The organism is Thermocoleostomius sinensis A174 (assembly GCF_026802175.1).
In the GTDB taxonomy this organism is placed as follows: domain Bacteria; phylum Cyanobacteriota; class Cyanobacteriia; order Elainellales; family Elainellaceae; genus Thermocoleostomius; species Thermocoleostomius sinensis.
Genome location: NZ_CP113797.1, coordinates 5,722,414 through 5,736,310, shown reverse-complemented (window position 1 = coordinate 5,736,310; position 13,897 = coordinate 5,722,414). Strand labels below are relative to the sequence as shown.

The window sequence follows — 13,897 nt, the reverse complement described above, 5'->3', positions numbered from 1 at the left end:
ATTTCTTAGACAAACTTTCAGAATTCTCCCTACAGATTCCAGCCGAGATCAGGGCATACTGGAAGTCAATCGAACTCCCCTGAAGTTATCATCAGTGGGTTGGTTGGATCTCATAGTTAAATTTTGCTGGCAACATAAAGTTAGCAACATTTGTACTTACACCGTAGCAATCTCACTAAGTTAGAGGTGAAAATAGATTATAAGATCTGTTTATCTGAATTTAAGTGATTTGATCGTAAGGCTGTCCTTCTACAGTCTGATTGCCTGAGTTCATTGAGTTCCAACTTACTTTACTGCTCTTCAATTCGATTTTTCTACCCCCCTAACGGATTCTAGAGGCTAAGCCATGATTGAAATGAAAGTCGCTGGAATTGCTCTAGATGCAGTCTCTCGTAGCCCGATCGTGCTATTGAGAGATGCTGCCGAGCGCCGCCAGCTACCAATTTTCATTGGTCAAGAACAAGCCAGAGCTATTATCAGCGCCCTAGAGAATCAGGTTCCGCCTCGCCCGCTCACTCACGACCTGTTGGTCAATTTGCTAGAAGAATGGAATATGGTGCTCGAGCGGATCATTATTCACTCGCTGCAAGACAATACCTTTTATGCCATTCTGCAAGTTCGCCAAGGTGAGGCTCGTAAAGAAATCGATTCTCGTCCCAGCGATGCGATTGCGATCGCACTGCGAACCAAAAGCCCTATTTGGGTCATGGAAGAAGTCATTGCCGATGCGTCCATTCCGGTCGATCGTGATGCGGACGAAGCAGAACGCCAAGCCTTTCGTGATTTTCTCTCTAACTTGCGCCCCGATGACTTTAAGCAAGATGGCCGTTTCAGCAAGCGAGACGAAAGCTGACAGCGAGACCAAAGGCTAGAGCCTGAAGGCTAAAGTATAAAGAGGGGATCAATTTTTTATTCTTTAGCTTTTCTCTGTCATCTTGTCTGCTTGTATGCGGTTTCGTCGCTTTGGCAAAACGAATCTACCATTTTCTGTTTTTTCTTTAGGAACCATGCGTTACTTGGCTTCTGAGGAAAATGCAGTACAGACGGTGGCAAGGGCGATCGAACTTGGCATCAATCATCTTGAAACCGCACGAGGCTACGGCAATAGCGAACAATTTTTGGGCAAGGCACTGACTCTCCTCTCCTTGCCTCGGCACCAACTGTATCTCACTAGTAAGATTGCGCCAACACCCGATCGCGACGCGATGGCCCGCTGTATCGATCAATCGTTGAATATGCTGGGAGTGAATTACCTGGACTGTTTGGCGATTCATGGACTCAACACGGAGGAGCATTTGGCGTGGGTGGAGGCTGCCAATGGTTGCATGAAGGCCGTATGGCAAGCAGTTGATGAAGGCCGAATTCGCCACGTCGGGTTTTCCACTCATGCACCGTTGGGGGTAATCTTACGAGCGATCGCGACCGATCAATTCGAGTTCGTTAACCTTCACTACTACTTCTTCAATCAGCGCAATCGGGCGGCGATTGAGTTGGCAGAATCGAAAGACCTAGGCGTTTTCATCATTTCCCCGGCCGACAAAGGTGGTATGTTGCATACCCCCTCCCCTGTCCTCCGCCACCTGTGTCAGCCGTTTACGCCCCTAGAACTTACCTACCGATTTTTGCTCAGCGATCCGCGAGTTACGACCCTCAGCGTTGGAGCCGCTAATCCTGGCGAATTGGATGCTCTGTTGCCGGTCCTCGATCGTACTGAGCCACTCACCAGTGACGAAGCAGCCGCCCTAGCGCGCTTGCAGAGTCAACAGCGAACAGCCCTGGGTACGGATGCTTGTCGCCAATGTTATCAATGTTTACCTTGCCCTGAAGGAATCAACATCCCCGAAGTGCTGCGCCTGCGAAATTTAGCCGTTGCCTACGAGATGACCTCCTTTGGGCAATATCGCTATGGTATGTTCGAGAACGCCGGACACTGGTTTCCCGGAAACAAAGCCGATCGCTGTACTAACTGTGGTGACTGCCTGCCCCGCTGCCCCGAAAACCTAGATATTCCTCAATTATTAAAAGATACGCACGATCGACTCAGCGGTCCACCCCGTCGCCGCTTGTGGGAGTAGACGTTGATGAATGACCCTGCCTCGCTCAATTGTAAAATTGAACAACTCGTAGAAGATTACCTTGCTTCGCGTTCCAAGGTTGGTGTAATGGTTGCTGTGTGGCAAGCCGAGCAAACCTACATTCAGGGCTTTGGTCAGACGAGCGGTTCTGCATCGGTTCCGCCGAGTGCATCCATGCTATTTGAAATTGGCTCGGTCACAAAAGTTTTCACTGGCATTTTGCTATCCAGGTTGGAACTAGACGGAATAGTGAAATTAGATGATTCGATCGCGTCCTACTTACCGTCGAGCACGATCGTGCCAGAGCCAGTGCAAGCGATTACTTTGCGTCAGCTAGCGACCCATACGGCTGGACTGCCGCGTCTGCCTGCCAACTTTTTTGAAGTCACTGAAGATCCTTATAACCCTTACGTTAGCTACAAAGCGTTGCATCTGTATGCTGCCTTAGAGCAGATGCAATTGGTACACCCCCCCGGACAATATTACGAGTACTCCAATTTGGGTATGGGCTTGCTGGGGCATGTGCTAGAGCTAAAGACCGAGAAATCCTACGAAGCGTTGGTTAAACAACTGGTTTGTCAGCCGTTGAACCTGACGGATACGGTAGTGACTGTTTCGCCCCAGCAGCAACTGCGACAAATGGCTGGCTATCGCCCGGAGTATAGCCAAGATGGTGCGTTTATCGATTGGGTTCCGACTCCTCACTGGCAGGCAGGGGTACTGGTAGGTTGTCATGGATTGCAATCAACCGCTGGCGATCTGCTGAAATTTGTAGCGGCTGCTGTAGGCAATACAGATATGAATATAGCTATAGACACAAATATAGCTATAGATACAACAGATACAGCAGACACAACCGTAGCCAAAGCGATTGATCGAGTCTGTCAAAAGCACACAAGTTACTGGCTTGACGATGTTGGATTAGGTTGGAACATTCAACAAACCTGCGAAGGCTGGATATTCCATTGGCAGAATGGCGGCACAGGCGGCTTTGTCAGCTTTTTGGGTTTAAATCGGGCGAACCAAGTAGGCGTCGTGCTGTTGTCTAACTACGGTGATGCAATGGTTGATGATCGATCGTTAACCACGATGGGATTGACTCTGCTGCGATATGCGTCTCGGCTGGACCTCACCTCACTGCCTTAAATAAATAAGGAATTAACCACCACTGACCGGAGGAATTAGCACCACTTCATCGCCGTTTTGTAAAGGGGTATGCGGTTCAACAAATTGCAAATTCACACCAAAACGAGTTAGGTCACGCCATTGTTCTAGTTCGGGGTGTTCACTCAAAAGCCGATCGCGCACGGTTTCGGCGGTTGCTCCCATTGGCAGATCAAGCCTGAGTTCTGGTACTCCATAGGCTTCTTGATAGGCGGCAAACAGTTTAACCGTCACTGTTACGGTGTCAAGTTCATCGGATTTTGCGTAGGTCATAGCATTGGGTTCGGTGGCGATTGCAGGCTGTTGCATTGAGACAGTATCTAGATTCTAAAAGCTAACAGCAGATTCCTAAACGTTGCTGTCCTCATTCACCGACTGCCTACGCTAGGCTGATAAAGAATGGACTGAAAGCTGGGTTGATTGTCGATCGTCTATTCTCGCTCTTTTACATGAACCTCAATGTCTATGTTTGGCACGTTTCAACAGAGTAATCTTCGCATTGAATTAAATGCTTCCGAACAGCAAATTCGCGATAGTTTGCTTTGTCCAGCCCAATTTCAGCAATGGCTTTTTCCTCAAACCTTTTCAACTGGCTTGCCCGATCGCCTGCACCAAGGACTGGTTTTCACAAGCTGGATTGGCCCCGTACCAATCCAACATCAGGTTGATCATGTGAACTCTAACAGTTTGCGGTTTCTCATGAGTAAGGGAATCGACGGTTTCCATGAATGGTACTGGGGCGACGGATGGCTGCAATCCTCACTGGAGGGCGTTTCGCTACTGCCCTTAAACCTTGGTCAAACGCTGAGCCTGTTACGACTGCGACAGTTTTTAGCCATGCAGCAAGATAACGCTGACAGAAGAGTTAGGTTTATGGGCTGATTGACTGACAAAACTGGCACTGCCTGCTCCCCAATCCCTTTGCCAGAGCAGGCAGGGGGCATTCGATCTAGAGGTTGGGGTTGAAGTCCCTTCGCCCCATATGAGAACAGCGATTAAAGAATAAGGGAAAAGAATTGTCACTCAATCGGAGTTATTAGGTTAAGGGAATCACACAAATATCAAGCATTTAACCGAGACAACCATGCTCTCTTGAGCTTTTTCATTTCTTGATCGTTGGCAACAACCCACTTCCACGCGCGAAGAATATTCGCCTTTTCTACATCCGTTAATTTCCAAGATAGGGGAGGTGTGTAATCACCGCGATTGTTGAGAAAAGCATCGTTAATTCTATAGGGAAAACGAGACGAATGATGCTTGGGAGATGCCTTGAAATCAATTGGGAATTGTAAAATGAAGTGTTCTAGCTCGAAGGAATAATTAGAGTCTTGGGAAGAATTTGCTTGAGCATTCAGCTTCATTTCCCAAAACTTTTTTAAGTCTCCAACATCAACCGTGTTGCGGGCAGTTACTGTGTAATTTCTAACTTTAAAGGCAGCTAGTAAGGGACCTAATGTGGTCATTAGCCAACCAGGGGACGCGACAATTGAAGTCGCAGGTTCAGCTTTAGGAAATGGCAGAATTTCTAGAAAGAAAACTCGCTGAATTCCTACCTCTTTCGCATGAGGTAAGACACAATTGTCTAGCCATTCAACGGCTGTAAAAATCCCGTTATTGTCAAAATATCCGCCATCTGCCACATGATAATTAGTTGCTGGAACGTCTGGATGATTGCGACAAACTGGAGAGACATAGGGAAAGGTTGCAGATAGCCGAGCCGCTGTGGCCACGTTCAAATCAAAGTCTTGATAATCTTGGCGAAAGTCCCTAAAGCGAGTATCTGTGTAGGGAGACGATCGCCATGAAGAAACTGATTCTGTCGGTAAGTTTTCGTTAGCTGGACTCTCTTTAAAGGACAAGGGGCTGATTAGTAACCGGCTGCCATTTTCAACTACCGTCGCATTGAACACTGGAATCGGCAGTTTGCCGGCTTTAATTTTTTTGGACCAGCTTGCTAAGGAGGCAGACGGGTTGCTTAAAGCCACTTTCCATTCGGTTTCAATCGCCGTCCCTCGATCGATGCGTTTTGCCCCCAGTAGGGGAGCCAAAAAGGGTAGCCCAATAATGCGCCACAGGTCAGGATAAGCCAGTCCCCACCCTACTGCATCCAGCCCTTCTTGAGTCGCTCGATCGAAAATCTGCTGCATCACCAACGGATTTGCTTTCTCGAAGCCGATTGCATCTTCTGCTAAGGCATCCAAGTAATACATCGTGCCGACAGAGCCACCCGAAACGGAACTAATTAAGCCGATTGCCTGAGTAAAGGACGGCCCCAATTCTTCGTGTAAACCTGTGAGCACGCGAGCCGTCCAACCTGCGGCTTGAATGCCACCTCCTGCCGCACAAACAACCACCAGCGATCGATTTTTGTCAAGTTTCTCACCAGAATCAGTAACTCGATCTTGATAGCTCAACCGAGTATTTAATACCTCCTGAAAAGTTGTGTTTGGGAAAGTCGCCTTCGGCAGTAATTGATAAAAATGCTGAACGCGAAAGATTGCATAATTTGCTATGGAAACAAGCAGCAAGAAAGCTAACAGAGGAACCCGAAAATAATCTAAAAGAAAGGTAACACCGCTAAACAGCAAAACCAGCAACAGCAAAATGACAAGCAGGTAGAAAAGCGCAGGAATTTCGTAAGCATGTTGATCAATGGTGATCTGGTTTTGTAATGATTGATTGGGTTGATAGACGCGCCAGCCATAGAAATAAATACTGAAATAAACTATCAGAACCAGTATTAAAAACCCGATCGCCACTAAGTGATTTTCGGCAGCACTATAGCCCTTTCGCAGGTCTTCTGGCATCGATTGCATTAGAGTAGCCATCCACTGCTTGAGAACCCCAGAGGCAGCAATGGTGTCACTGATTCGATCGCCCAACATAAGCAATGCAACGGCGGCAAGAACCCCAACCAGCAAGCCAGAAACAGGTTTACGAATGACGTTTTCTTTATGAGAAAGTTTAGCGGCCGGAATCGCCATCCCTAACCCTAACCCGAGCGCAATACCATACTGCCAAACTTGGGGCAGTTCAAATAACCGCACTAATTGAAAGCGATCGGGAATACTACCTAACAAAATATTTAGTACTGTCGTAATCCCCATGCCTGTGAAGATTGCCGTTCCAGTAATCAAGGCTAGTTCCCAACGTTGACGCAGCACAAATAAATTACGCAACATTGCCGGAGCAACAAAAGTAGAGAGAAACGGCAGCACCATCATCAAGACCGCTGCTGATAGGGGAACTCGCAGTAAGAACCCATACTGCAACACTTGTGAAAGCAATTCAACTAGGGGCAATGGCGGTATCAGGTCAATTGCCATCGCTAACCAGAACGGCAAACTCATGAGCAAGCACACGTCTCCTAAGCTCTATGGGTGCAGTCACTACACTTTCCAAGACGCTAACTTACAGAGCCGGAACTTGTCACAGAGAAAGGTTTAACTACCATCACAGAGCAGGCCGCATCTTCCACCACTTGACTGCTCACCGAGCCTTTCAAAATGCGATTGAGTCCAGTTAACCCCCGGCTGCCAATCACAATCAAATCAGTGTGATAGATATTAGCAAGGCGAACAATTTCTTCGGCTGGATCGCCCGTCACAATTTCTAATCGACTTTTACAGGGCAACCTATCTTGATATCGTTGCAGTGTTTCGAGTTGCTGGCGAGGAATTAGTTCTAGATCGGTTTGAGGCCGATCGGCTGCCACGTCTGGATTGGCTCCTACGGTCACTAGTACGTGCGCTAATACCACCTGCGTGTCTGGCTCAACCCGAATTTGCTCTAGGGCTTGAACAACCTGTTGAGATAACTCCGATCCATCAAGCGCAACCAGAATTTGTTTAAACACAGCCCTGCTTCTCCTGACACCCGTAGAACGTTCGATGTTTAGGTCTAAGATGATCTAGGTTTCAATCTCTGGGATTTAGCGATATTACTCTAAAAAGGGCTACCTAAATCGTTTTACGCAGTGACTGGATTTCAATCATCAGATTCTAGTTGACCTCGAACTCGTAGGCGCACAGAGTCGGCATGAGAAGGCAATCCTTCAGCCGTTGCTAACGTATCTACAGCTTGGGCCACTCGATGCAGCGCCTGCGGGGAATATTGAATTAAGCTGGAATGCTTCATAAAGGTTTCAACTCCCAACGCCGAGGCATAACGGGCAGATCCAGAGGTAGGCAAGGTATGGTTGGGGCCAGCCAAGTAATCGCCTACCGCTTCAGGAGTGGAGTTACCGAGAAAAATCGCCCCAGCGTGGCGAATGTTTGCCAGCAGGCTCCACGGGTCTGCCACTTCTAGCTCCAGATGTTCAGGAGCAAATTCGTTGCTCAATTCTGCTGCTGCTTCTAACGAGTCTACTACCACAACTAGCCCATAGTGCGCGATCGACTTCTCGGTTAGGACTTTGCGCGGATGATTGAGCAGTTGTTGCTTCACTTCCGAAACCACTTTCATCGCTAGCCCCGAATCGGTGGTCAACAAAATCGCTGCTGCTAGCGGATCGTGCTCAGCTTGGGCCAACATATCAGCCGCTACATGCACTGGGTTAGCGCGTCCATCGGCAATAATCAGCACTTCAGAGGGGCCTGCCAGAGAATCGATCCCCACCGTGCCATACACCAGCTTTTTGGCTAGCGTGACGTAGATATTACCCGGACCCGTAATCACATCTACCTTCGGAACCGTTTCAGTGCCGTAGGCCAGTGCTCCGATCGCCTGCGCTCCTCCAATCCGATAAATTTCCTGCACCCCTGCTTCCTGAGCCGCCACCAAAACAGCCGGATTCACGGCTTTGTCAGGCCCCGGCGGTGTAGTAACCACAATTCGAGGTACTTTTGCCACTTTGGCCGGAATGGCGTTCATGATCACCGTACTGGGGTAGGCCGCTCGTCCTCCCGGCACGTATAATCCAGCCCGATCGACTGGCGTATAGCGCTTTCCTAACACCACCTCATCATCCCCAAACTGCACCCAGCTTTTGGGGACTCGCTGGCGATGAAACGCTTCTACCTGGCGACAAGCCAAGCGAATGGCTTCTAATAAATCAGAGGAAACCTGGTGATAGGCCGCTTCTAGTTCCGAACCACTAATGCGGAGTTCCTCTGGCGCAAGCACAATTTGATCATATTCTTCGGTATAGTGCAGTATTGCCCGATCGCCTTGCCGCTTGATCGCTTGCAGCACTTCGCGAACCGTTGCTTCTTTATGAACAACTTGATCATCATGAGTGCGATCACAAATCCGCCGAAGTTCGGTGAGTGCCTCAGCCCGCTGAGTAATAATTCGCAGCATCGCCACTTGTGGGATAGAAACGATAATCTGGGTTAACCTGCAAGGGCACAAATCGCAATGGCTTCGATAGAATCGTTGCAGCACCGCTTGGCCCTATTCTTTCTCTAGCTTAACCTGTATTTCTAGGAGGATTCGTGTTGTTGCCAGCAGATTTATCTGGCAATTTAGGAACTGTTTCGATAGAATAGTGGATCGCTAAGATGATTAAAATTACTGAAACGATTCCTGGAAGTAGCTGTGGCAAACATCAAGTCTGCAATCAAGCGCATTGAGATCGCAGAGCGTAACCGCCTGCACAACAAATCCTATAAGTCGGCTGTTAAAACCCTGACGAAGCGATATCTAACTGCTGTGAATGCCTATTCTGCCAACCCTTCCCCCGAAGCATTGCAGAATGTTCAACAGCGTATGGCTGTGGCATACAGCAAAATTGACAAGGCCGTGAAGCGCGGGGTGCTTCATCCCAACACTGGTGCTCGCAAGAAATCTCAATTGGCCCGAGTCCTAAAAGCAGTTGAGTCAAAAATCAGTGCGGCTTCTTGAGGAGTGAGCCGAGAAGGATCAGCGGTTAGCAGGCATGAGCGGTGGATAAATCAGCGTTGATTGCCGCTCGGCTTATTCAAAGGCAGCTTGTCTAAGATCTGACACATCGGCTAACACGGAAAGAGAAAGCTGAGCTACTAAATTTTCATAATGCAACTGATTGATACGCACGTTCATCTAAACTTTGATAGCTTTCAACCAGATCTAGAAACGGTTGCGCAAAACTGGCGCGCTGCCGGAGTTGTGCGACTTGTTCATTCCTGTGTTGAACCGGACGAATTTGATGGGATTCGTGCTATTGCCGATCGCTTTCCAGAGGTTGCCTTTGCGGTGGGATTACATCCGTTGGATGTAGCAAAGTGGGACACGTCGATGACCGAGCAAATTTCAACATTGGCTCAGTCTGATTCTAGAGTCGTAGCTATTGGCGAAATTGGCTTGGATTTCTATAAAGCAGATGATCGAGACCAGCAGTACACAGCTTTTTGGCAGCAGTTATTGATTGCTCGGCGTTTGGATCTGCCTGTGATTATTCACTGTCGCGATGCAGCAACCGAGATGCGCGATCGATTGCAAGCCTTTTGGGCAGAGCATGGACCCGTTCGAGGTGTCATGCATTGCTGGAGCGGGACTCCCGAAGAAACTCAATGGTTTCTAGATTTGGGGTTCTATATCAGCTTCAGTGGTATCGTCACCTTTAAGAACGCTACTTCGGTTCAGGCTTCCGCTCGTATGGTACCCAGCGATCGACTGCTAATAGAAACCGATTGCCCATTTCTGTCTCCCGTTCCCAAGCGCAACGAACGGCGCAATCAACCCGCATATGTTCGATTTGTTGCCGACTATGTGGCCCAATTGCGTCAGGTTTCCCCAGAGCAGCTTGCTTTCGAAACCACAGCCAATGCCTGCCATTTGTTTGGGTTGTCATTGCCTGAAACAGAGAAGCCGTATTTAGTGGCTTCACCCTGTTAGTTGGGCGCTCAAAGTTGATTACACGAACTTGCTAGTTAAAGTTGATTACACGAACTTGCTAGTTTAAGCCATAATAAAAATTATGTGCTATCACATTAATTTCTGTTAGTCTTGTGTACTGTCTCTAGCGAAATCTAGTAAGCTGCGGTGCTCGTCTTTCGCCCCTTGTGTTTGTTAAGCTAAATTAGTTGACAGAAGCCGTTGATCAAGCTATACTTTGCCTGCCCATCGTCCAGCCCTCGCTCTATTGAAAATTTCCGTCAGCGACTTATCAAACTCAGTTGTCCTGCGAACCAGGTAAGCCATTATAGATTTGCTCAGTCTTCAATAGCTGAAGGCTGACGTTTTTTCGTCTATACGGCTTTAAGTTGTTAATTGTTTGTTCAGAATCGAATCGTGTGAAGGGGACTATTCCCTAAGCGTGACCTACTTGAGGAGACGCATGAGTAACTTAACCCAAGCTGCACCTATTTTTACCCTACCAGACCTTGTGGAAATTCAGCGAGCTAGCTTCCGCTGGTTCCTTGAAGAAGGGCTGATTGAAGAGCTAGACAGTTTCTCGCCTATCACTGACTATACAGGCAAGTTGGAACTGCATTTCTTAGGAAAAGACTATAAGCTTAGGCGTCCTAAGTATGACGTAGATGAAGCCAAACGTCGAGACGCGACCTATGCGGTGCAGATGTATGTGCCTACTCGCTTGATTAATAAAGAAACAGGTGAGATCAAGGAGCAAGAAGTGTTCATTGGGGATCTCCCCCTCATGACCGATCGCGGCACGTTTATTATCAACGGGGCGGAACGAGTCATCGTCAATCAAATTGTTCGTAGTCCCGGTGTTTACTACAAAAAGGAAATTGACAAGAATGGACGCAGCACCTTCAACGCGAGCTTAATCCCTAACCGAGGTGCTTGGTTGAAGTTTGAAACCGACAAAAATGATTTGGTGTGGGTGCGCATCGATAAAACCCGCAAACTATCAGCCCAAGTGTTGCTCAAAGCTCTCGGTCTCAGTGATGGTGAGATTTTTGATGCCTTGCGCCATCCGGAATATTTCCAAAAAACGATCGAAAAAGAAGGCCAGTTCAGCGAAGAAGAAGCCCTGATGGAGCTATATCGCAAACTGCGCCCGGGTGAACCCCCAACAGTATCAGGCGGTCAACAACTCCTTGATTCACGTTTCTTTGATCCCAAGCGTTACGATTTGGGTCGGGTCGGACGATACAAACTCAACAAGAAGCTGCGGCTGAATGTTCCGGAAGCAACTCGCATTCTTACGGCGCAGGATATCCTAGCGGCGATCGACTACTTAATCAATCTAGAGTTTGACATTGGTAGCATCGATGACATCGATCACCTAGGTAATCGCCGAGTCCGATCGGTGGGTGAGTTGCTGCAAAATCAGGTCAGAGTTGGTTTGAACCGCTTGGAGCGCATTATTCGTGAACGGATGACGGTTTCCGACGCCGATTCGCTCACACCCGCTTCGTTGGTCAACCCCAAGCCGCTGGTGGCTGCGATTAAGGAATTCTTTGGGTCCTCACAGTTGTCGCAGTTTATGGATCAAACGAATCCATTGGCGGAGTTGACCCATAAACGCCGTCTCAGCGCATTGGGACCTGGTGGTTTAACGCGGGAGCGGGCAGGCTTTGCAGTTCGAGATATTCACCCGTCACACTACGGTCGCATTTGCCCGATCGAAACGCCGGAAGGGCCAAATGCCGGACTGATTGGCTCCCTCGCCACCCATGCTCGTGTGAATACGTATGGGTTTATCGAAACTCCCTATCACCGGGTGGAAAATCGTCGGGTTCGCAAGGACATTGCGCCAATTTATATGACTGCCGACGAAGAGGACGATCTGCGCGTGGCTCCAGGCGACATTCCCATTGATGAAAATGATTACATCTTGGGTGAGCAAGTTCCCGTTCGCTATCGTCAGGACTTCACCACCACATCGCCGGAAGAAGTAGACTATGTGGCGATTTCTCCGGTACAAATCATCTCGGTGGCGACCTCGCTAATTCCGTTTATTGAACACGATGACGCCAACCGCGCCTTGATGGGATCGAACATGCAGCGGCAAGCTGTCCCCTTGCTGCGTCCAGAACGTCCTTTGGTGGGAACGGGGCTAGAAGCACAGGCGGCCCGCGACTCAGGTATGGTGATTGTTAATCGGTTGGATGGGGAAGTCACCCATGTGGATGCCAATCGCATTCGGGTTCGATCGGTGGCTGATCCCGATGTGCCGGGTAGTCGGGATGTTGAGTTGGAGTACATCCTCCAGAAATATCAGCGCTCGAACCAAGATACTTGTCTCAATCAGCGCCCGATTGTTTTCGCAGGCGATCGAGTCATGGCCGGACAAATTCTGGCTGATGGGTCTGCAACCGAAGGAGGTGAGTTAGCCTTGGGGCAAAACATCTTGGTAGCCTATATGCCCTGGGAAGGCTACAACTATGAAGATGCCATCCTCATTTGCGAGCGCTTGGTGTATGACGATGTCTACACCTCCATTCACATTGAAAAATACGAAATTGAGGCACGGCAAACCAAGTTAGGGCCTGAAGAAATTACTCGGGAAATTCCTAACGTCGGGGAAGATGCCCTGCGTCAGTTGGATGAAACTGGCATTATCCGCATTGGCGCTTGGGTAGAAGCGGGCGATATCTTGGTGGGCAAAGTAACCCCGAAAGGAGAGTCTGATCAACCACCAGAAGAGAAGCTGCTGCGGGCTATTTTTGGCGAAAAAGCTAGGGATGTGCGAGATAATTCGCTGCGCGTGCCCAACGGTGAGAAAGGACGTGTGGTCGATGTGCGAGTCTTCACGCGGGAGCAGGGCGATGAACTGCCGCCAGGAGCCAACATGGTGGTGCGGGTGTATGTAGCCCAAAAGCGCAAGATTCAGGTGGGTGACAAGATGGCAGGTCGCCACGGCAATAAGGGGATTATCTCCCGAATTTTGCCGCGTGAAGATATGCCCTACCTGCCGGATGGAACCCCGGTAGACATCGTGCTGAATCCGTTGGGAGTTCCCTCTCGGATGAACGTGGGTCAGGTATTCGAGTGTTTGCTGGGTTGGGCGGGTCACAATCTGGGCAGCCGCTTCAAAATGATACCGTTTGATGAAATGTACGGCGAGGAAGCTTCCCGCCTCACAACCCACGCTAAGCTGCAAGAAGCCAGTGAGAAAACGGCTCAACCTTGGCTGTTCAATCCAGAGAACCCAGGCAAAATCCAGGTTTATGATGGTCGCACGGGGGAACCGTTCGATCGTCCAGTGACGATTGGCAAGGCATATATGCTGAAGCTGGTGCATCTCGTGGATGACAAGATTCATGCTCGTTCGACTGGCCCGTACTCGCTGGTAACGCAACAGCCCTTGGGGGGTAAGGCCCAGCAAGGCGGTCAGCGCTTCGGTGAAATGGAGGTGTGGGCTTTGGAGGCCTTTGGGGCTGCCTATATTCTGCAAGAACTCTTAACGGTGAAGTCTGACGATATGCAAGGGCGCAATGAGGCTCTCAATGCGATCGTTAAGGGTAAGGCTATTCCCCGTCCAGGAACGCCTGAATCCTTTAAGGTGCTGATGCGTGAATTGCAGTCTCTCTGTTTGGATATTGCTGCCCACAAGTTGCAAACCCAAGAAGACGGCACTAGCCGCGATGTGGAAGTAGATCTGATGGCCGATGTTGGAACGCGACGCACGCCATCTCGCCCCACCTACGAATCTATCTCTCGTGAAGAGATGGAAGAGATTGAGGAGTAACAGGGATTAGGTGTTGGGGATTGGGAATTGGGGATTTTGGCAAATTAAGGGGTTAATGAATCCCTGACCCCTAACC

The 13,897-nt window shown here is 49.1% G+C and carries 11 protein-coding genes; 7 read left to right on the top strand and 4 right to left on the bottom strand.

Features of this window, described 5'->3' with window-relative positions:
- Positions 1-346: 346 nt before the first annotated feature.
- The 3 genes from OXH18_RS24830 (at position 347) to OXH18_RS24820 (ending at position 3,221) form a co-directional block, all read left to right on the top strand.
- Positions 347-853, top strand: a complete 507-nt coding sequence (locus tag OXH18_RS24830; protein WP_268610234.1) for a bifunctional nuclease family protein — start codon at positions 347-349, stop codon at positions 851-853.
- Positions 854-947: 94 nt separating this feature from the next.
- The gene (locus OXH18_RS24825; RefSeq protein WP_268610233.1) at positions 948-2,075 is read left to right on the top strand and encodes an aldo/keto reductase; all 1,128 of its coding nucleotides are present in this window, start codon (positions 948-950) and stop codon (positions 2,073-2,075) included.
- A 6-nt stretch (positions 2,076-2,081) separates the two neighbouring features.
- The gene (locus OXH18_RS24820; protein WP_268610231.1) at positions 2,082-3,221 is read left to right on the top strand and encodes a serine hydrolase domain-containing protein; all 1,140 of its coding nucleotides are present in this window, start codon (positions 2,082-2,084) and stop codon (positions 3,219-3,221) included.
- A gap of 12 nt (positions 3,222-3,233) precedes the next feature.
- Here the strand turns inward: OXH18_RS24820 and moaD are convergent, their stop codons facing one another.
- Positions 3,234-3,512 (bottom strand): molybdopterin converting factor subunit 1, encoded by a 279-nt coding sequence (gene moaD / locus OXH18_RS24815; RefSeq protein ID WP_268613254.1) that lies wholly within the window; start codon positions 3,510-3,512, stop codon positions 3,234-3,236.
- 192 nt (positions 3,513-3,704) lie between these two features.
- Between moaD and OXH18_RS24810 the strand changes: the two genes are divergently transcribed.
- Positions 3,705-4,121: a hypothetical protein gene (locus OXH18_RS24810; RefSeq protein ID WP_268613253.1), complete on the top strand. Its 417-nt coding sequence runs from the start codon at positions 3,705-3,707 to the stop codon at positions 4,119-4,121.
- 179 nt (positions 4,122-4,300) lie between these two features.
- Here OXH18_RS24810 and OXH18_RS24805 read toward each other — a convergent pair whose 3' ends face one another.
- The 3 genes from OXH18_RS24805 to hisD form a co-directional block, all read right to left on the bottom strand.
- On the bottom strand, positions 4,301-6,589 hold the full coding sequence (locus OXH18_RS24805) for a patatin-like phospholipase domain-containing protein (RefSeq protein ID WP_268610229.1): 2,289 nt from the start codon (positions 6,587-6,589) through the stop codon (positions 4,301-4,303).
- Between the two features lie 56 nt (positions 6,590-6,645).
- A complete protein-coding gene (locus tag OXH18_RS24800; protein WP_268610228.1) occupies positions 6,646-7,095 on the bottom strand; it encodes a universal stress protein in 450 nt (149 codons plus the stop codon).
- 131 nt (positions 7,096-7,226) lie between these two features.
- Positions 7,227-8,540, bottom strand: a complete 1,314-nt coding sequence (gene hisD, locus OXH18_RS24795; protein WP_268610227.1) for a histidinol dehydrogenase — start codon at positions 8,538-8,540, stop codon at positions 7,227-7,229.
- 237 nt (positions 8,541-8,777) lie between these two features.
- On the opposite strand from hisD, the gene rpsT reads away from it, so the two are divergent.
- From rpsT to rpoB, 3 genes are all read left to right on the top strand, one after another.
- Entirely contained in the window at positions 8,778-9,083 is a 306-nt protein-coding gene (gene rpsT / locus OXH18_RS24790; protein ID WP_268610226.1) for a 30S ribosomal protein S20, read from the top strand.
- 150 nt (positions 9,084-9,233) lie between these two features.
- Positions 9,234-10,055: a TatD family hydrolase gene (locus tag OXH18_RS24785; protein ID WP_268610224.1), complete on the top strand. Its 822-nt coding sequence runs from the start codon at positions 9,234-9,236 to the stop codon at positions 10,053-10,055.
- Between the two features lie 442 nt (positions 10,056-10,497).
- On the top strand, positions 10,498-13,821 hold the full coding sequence (gene rpoB / locus OXH18_RS24780; RefSeq protein ID WP_268610223.1) for a DNA-directed RNA polymerase subunit beta: 3,324 nt from the start codon (positions 10,498-10,500) through the stop codon (positions 13,819-13,821).
- Positions 13,822-13,897 lie beyond the last annotated feature (76 nt).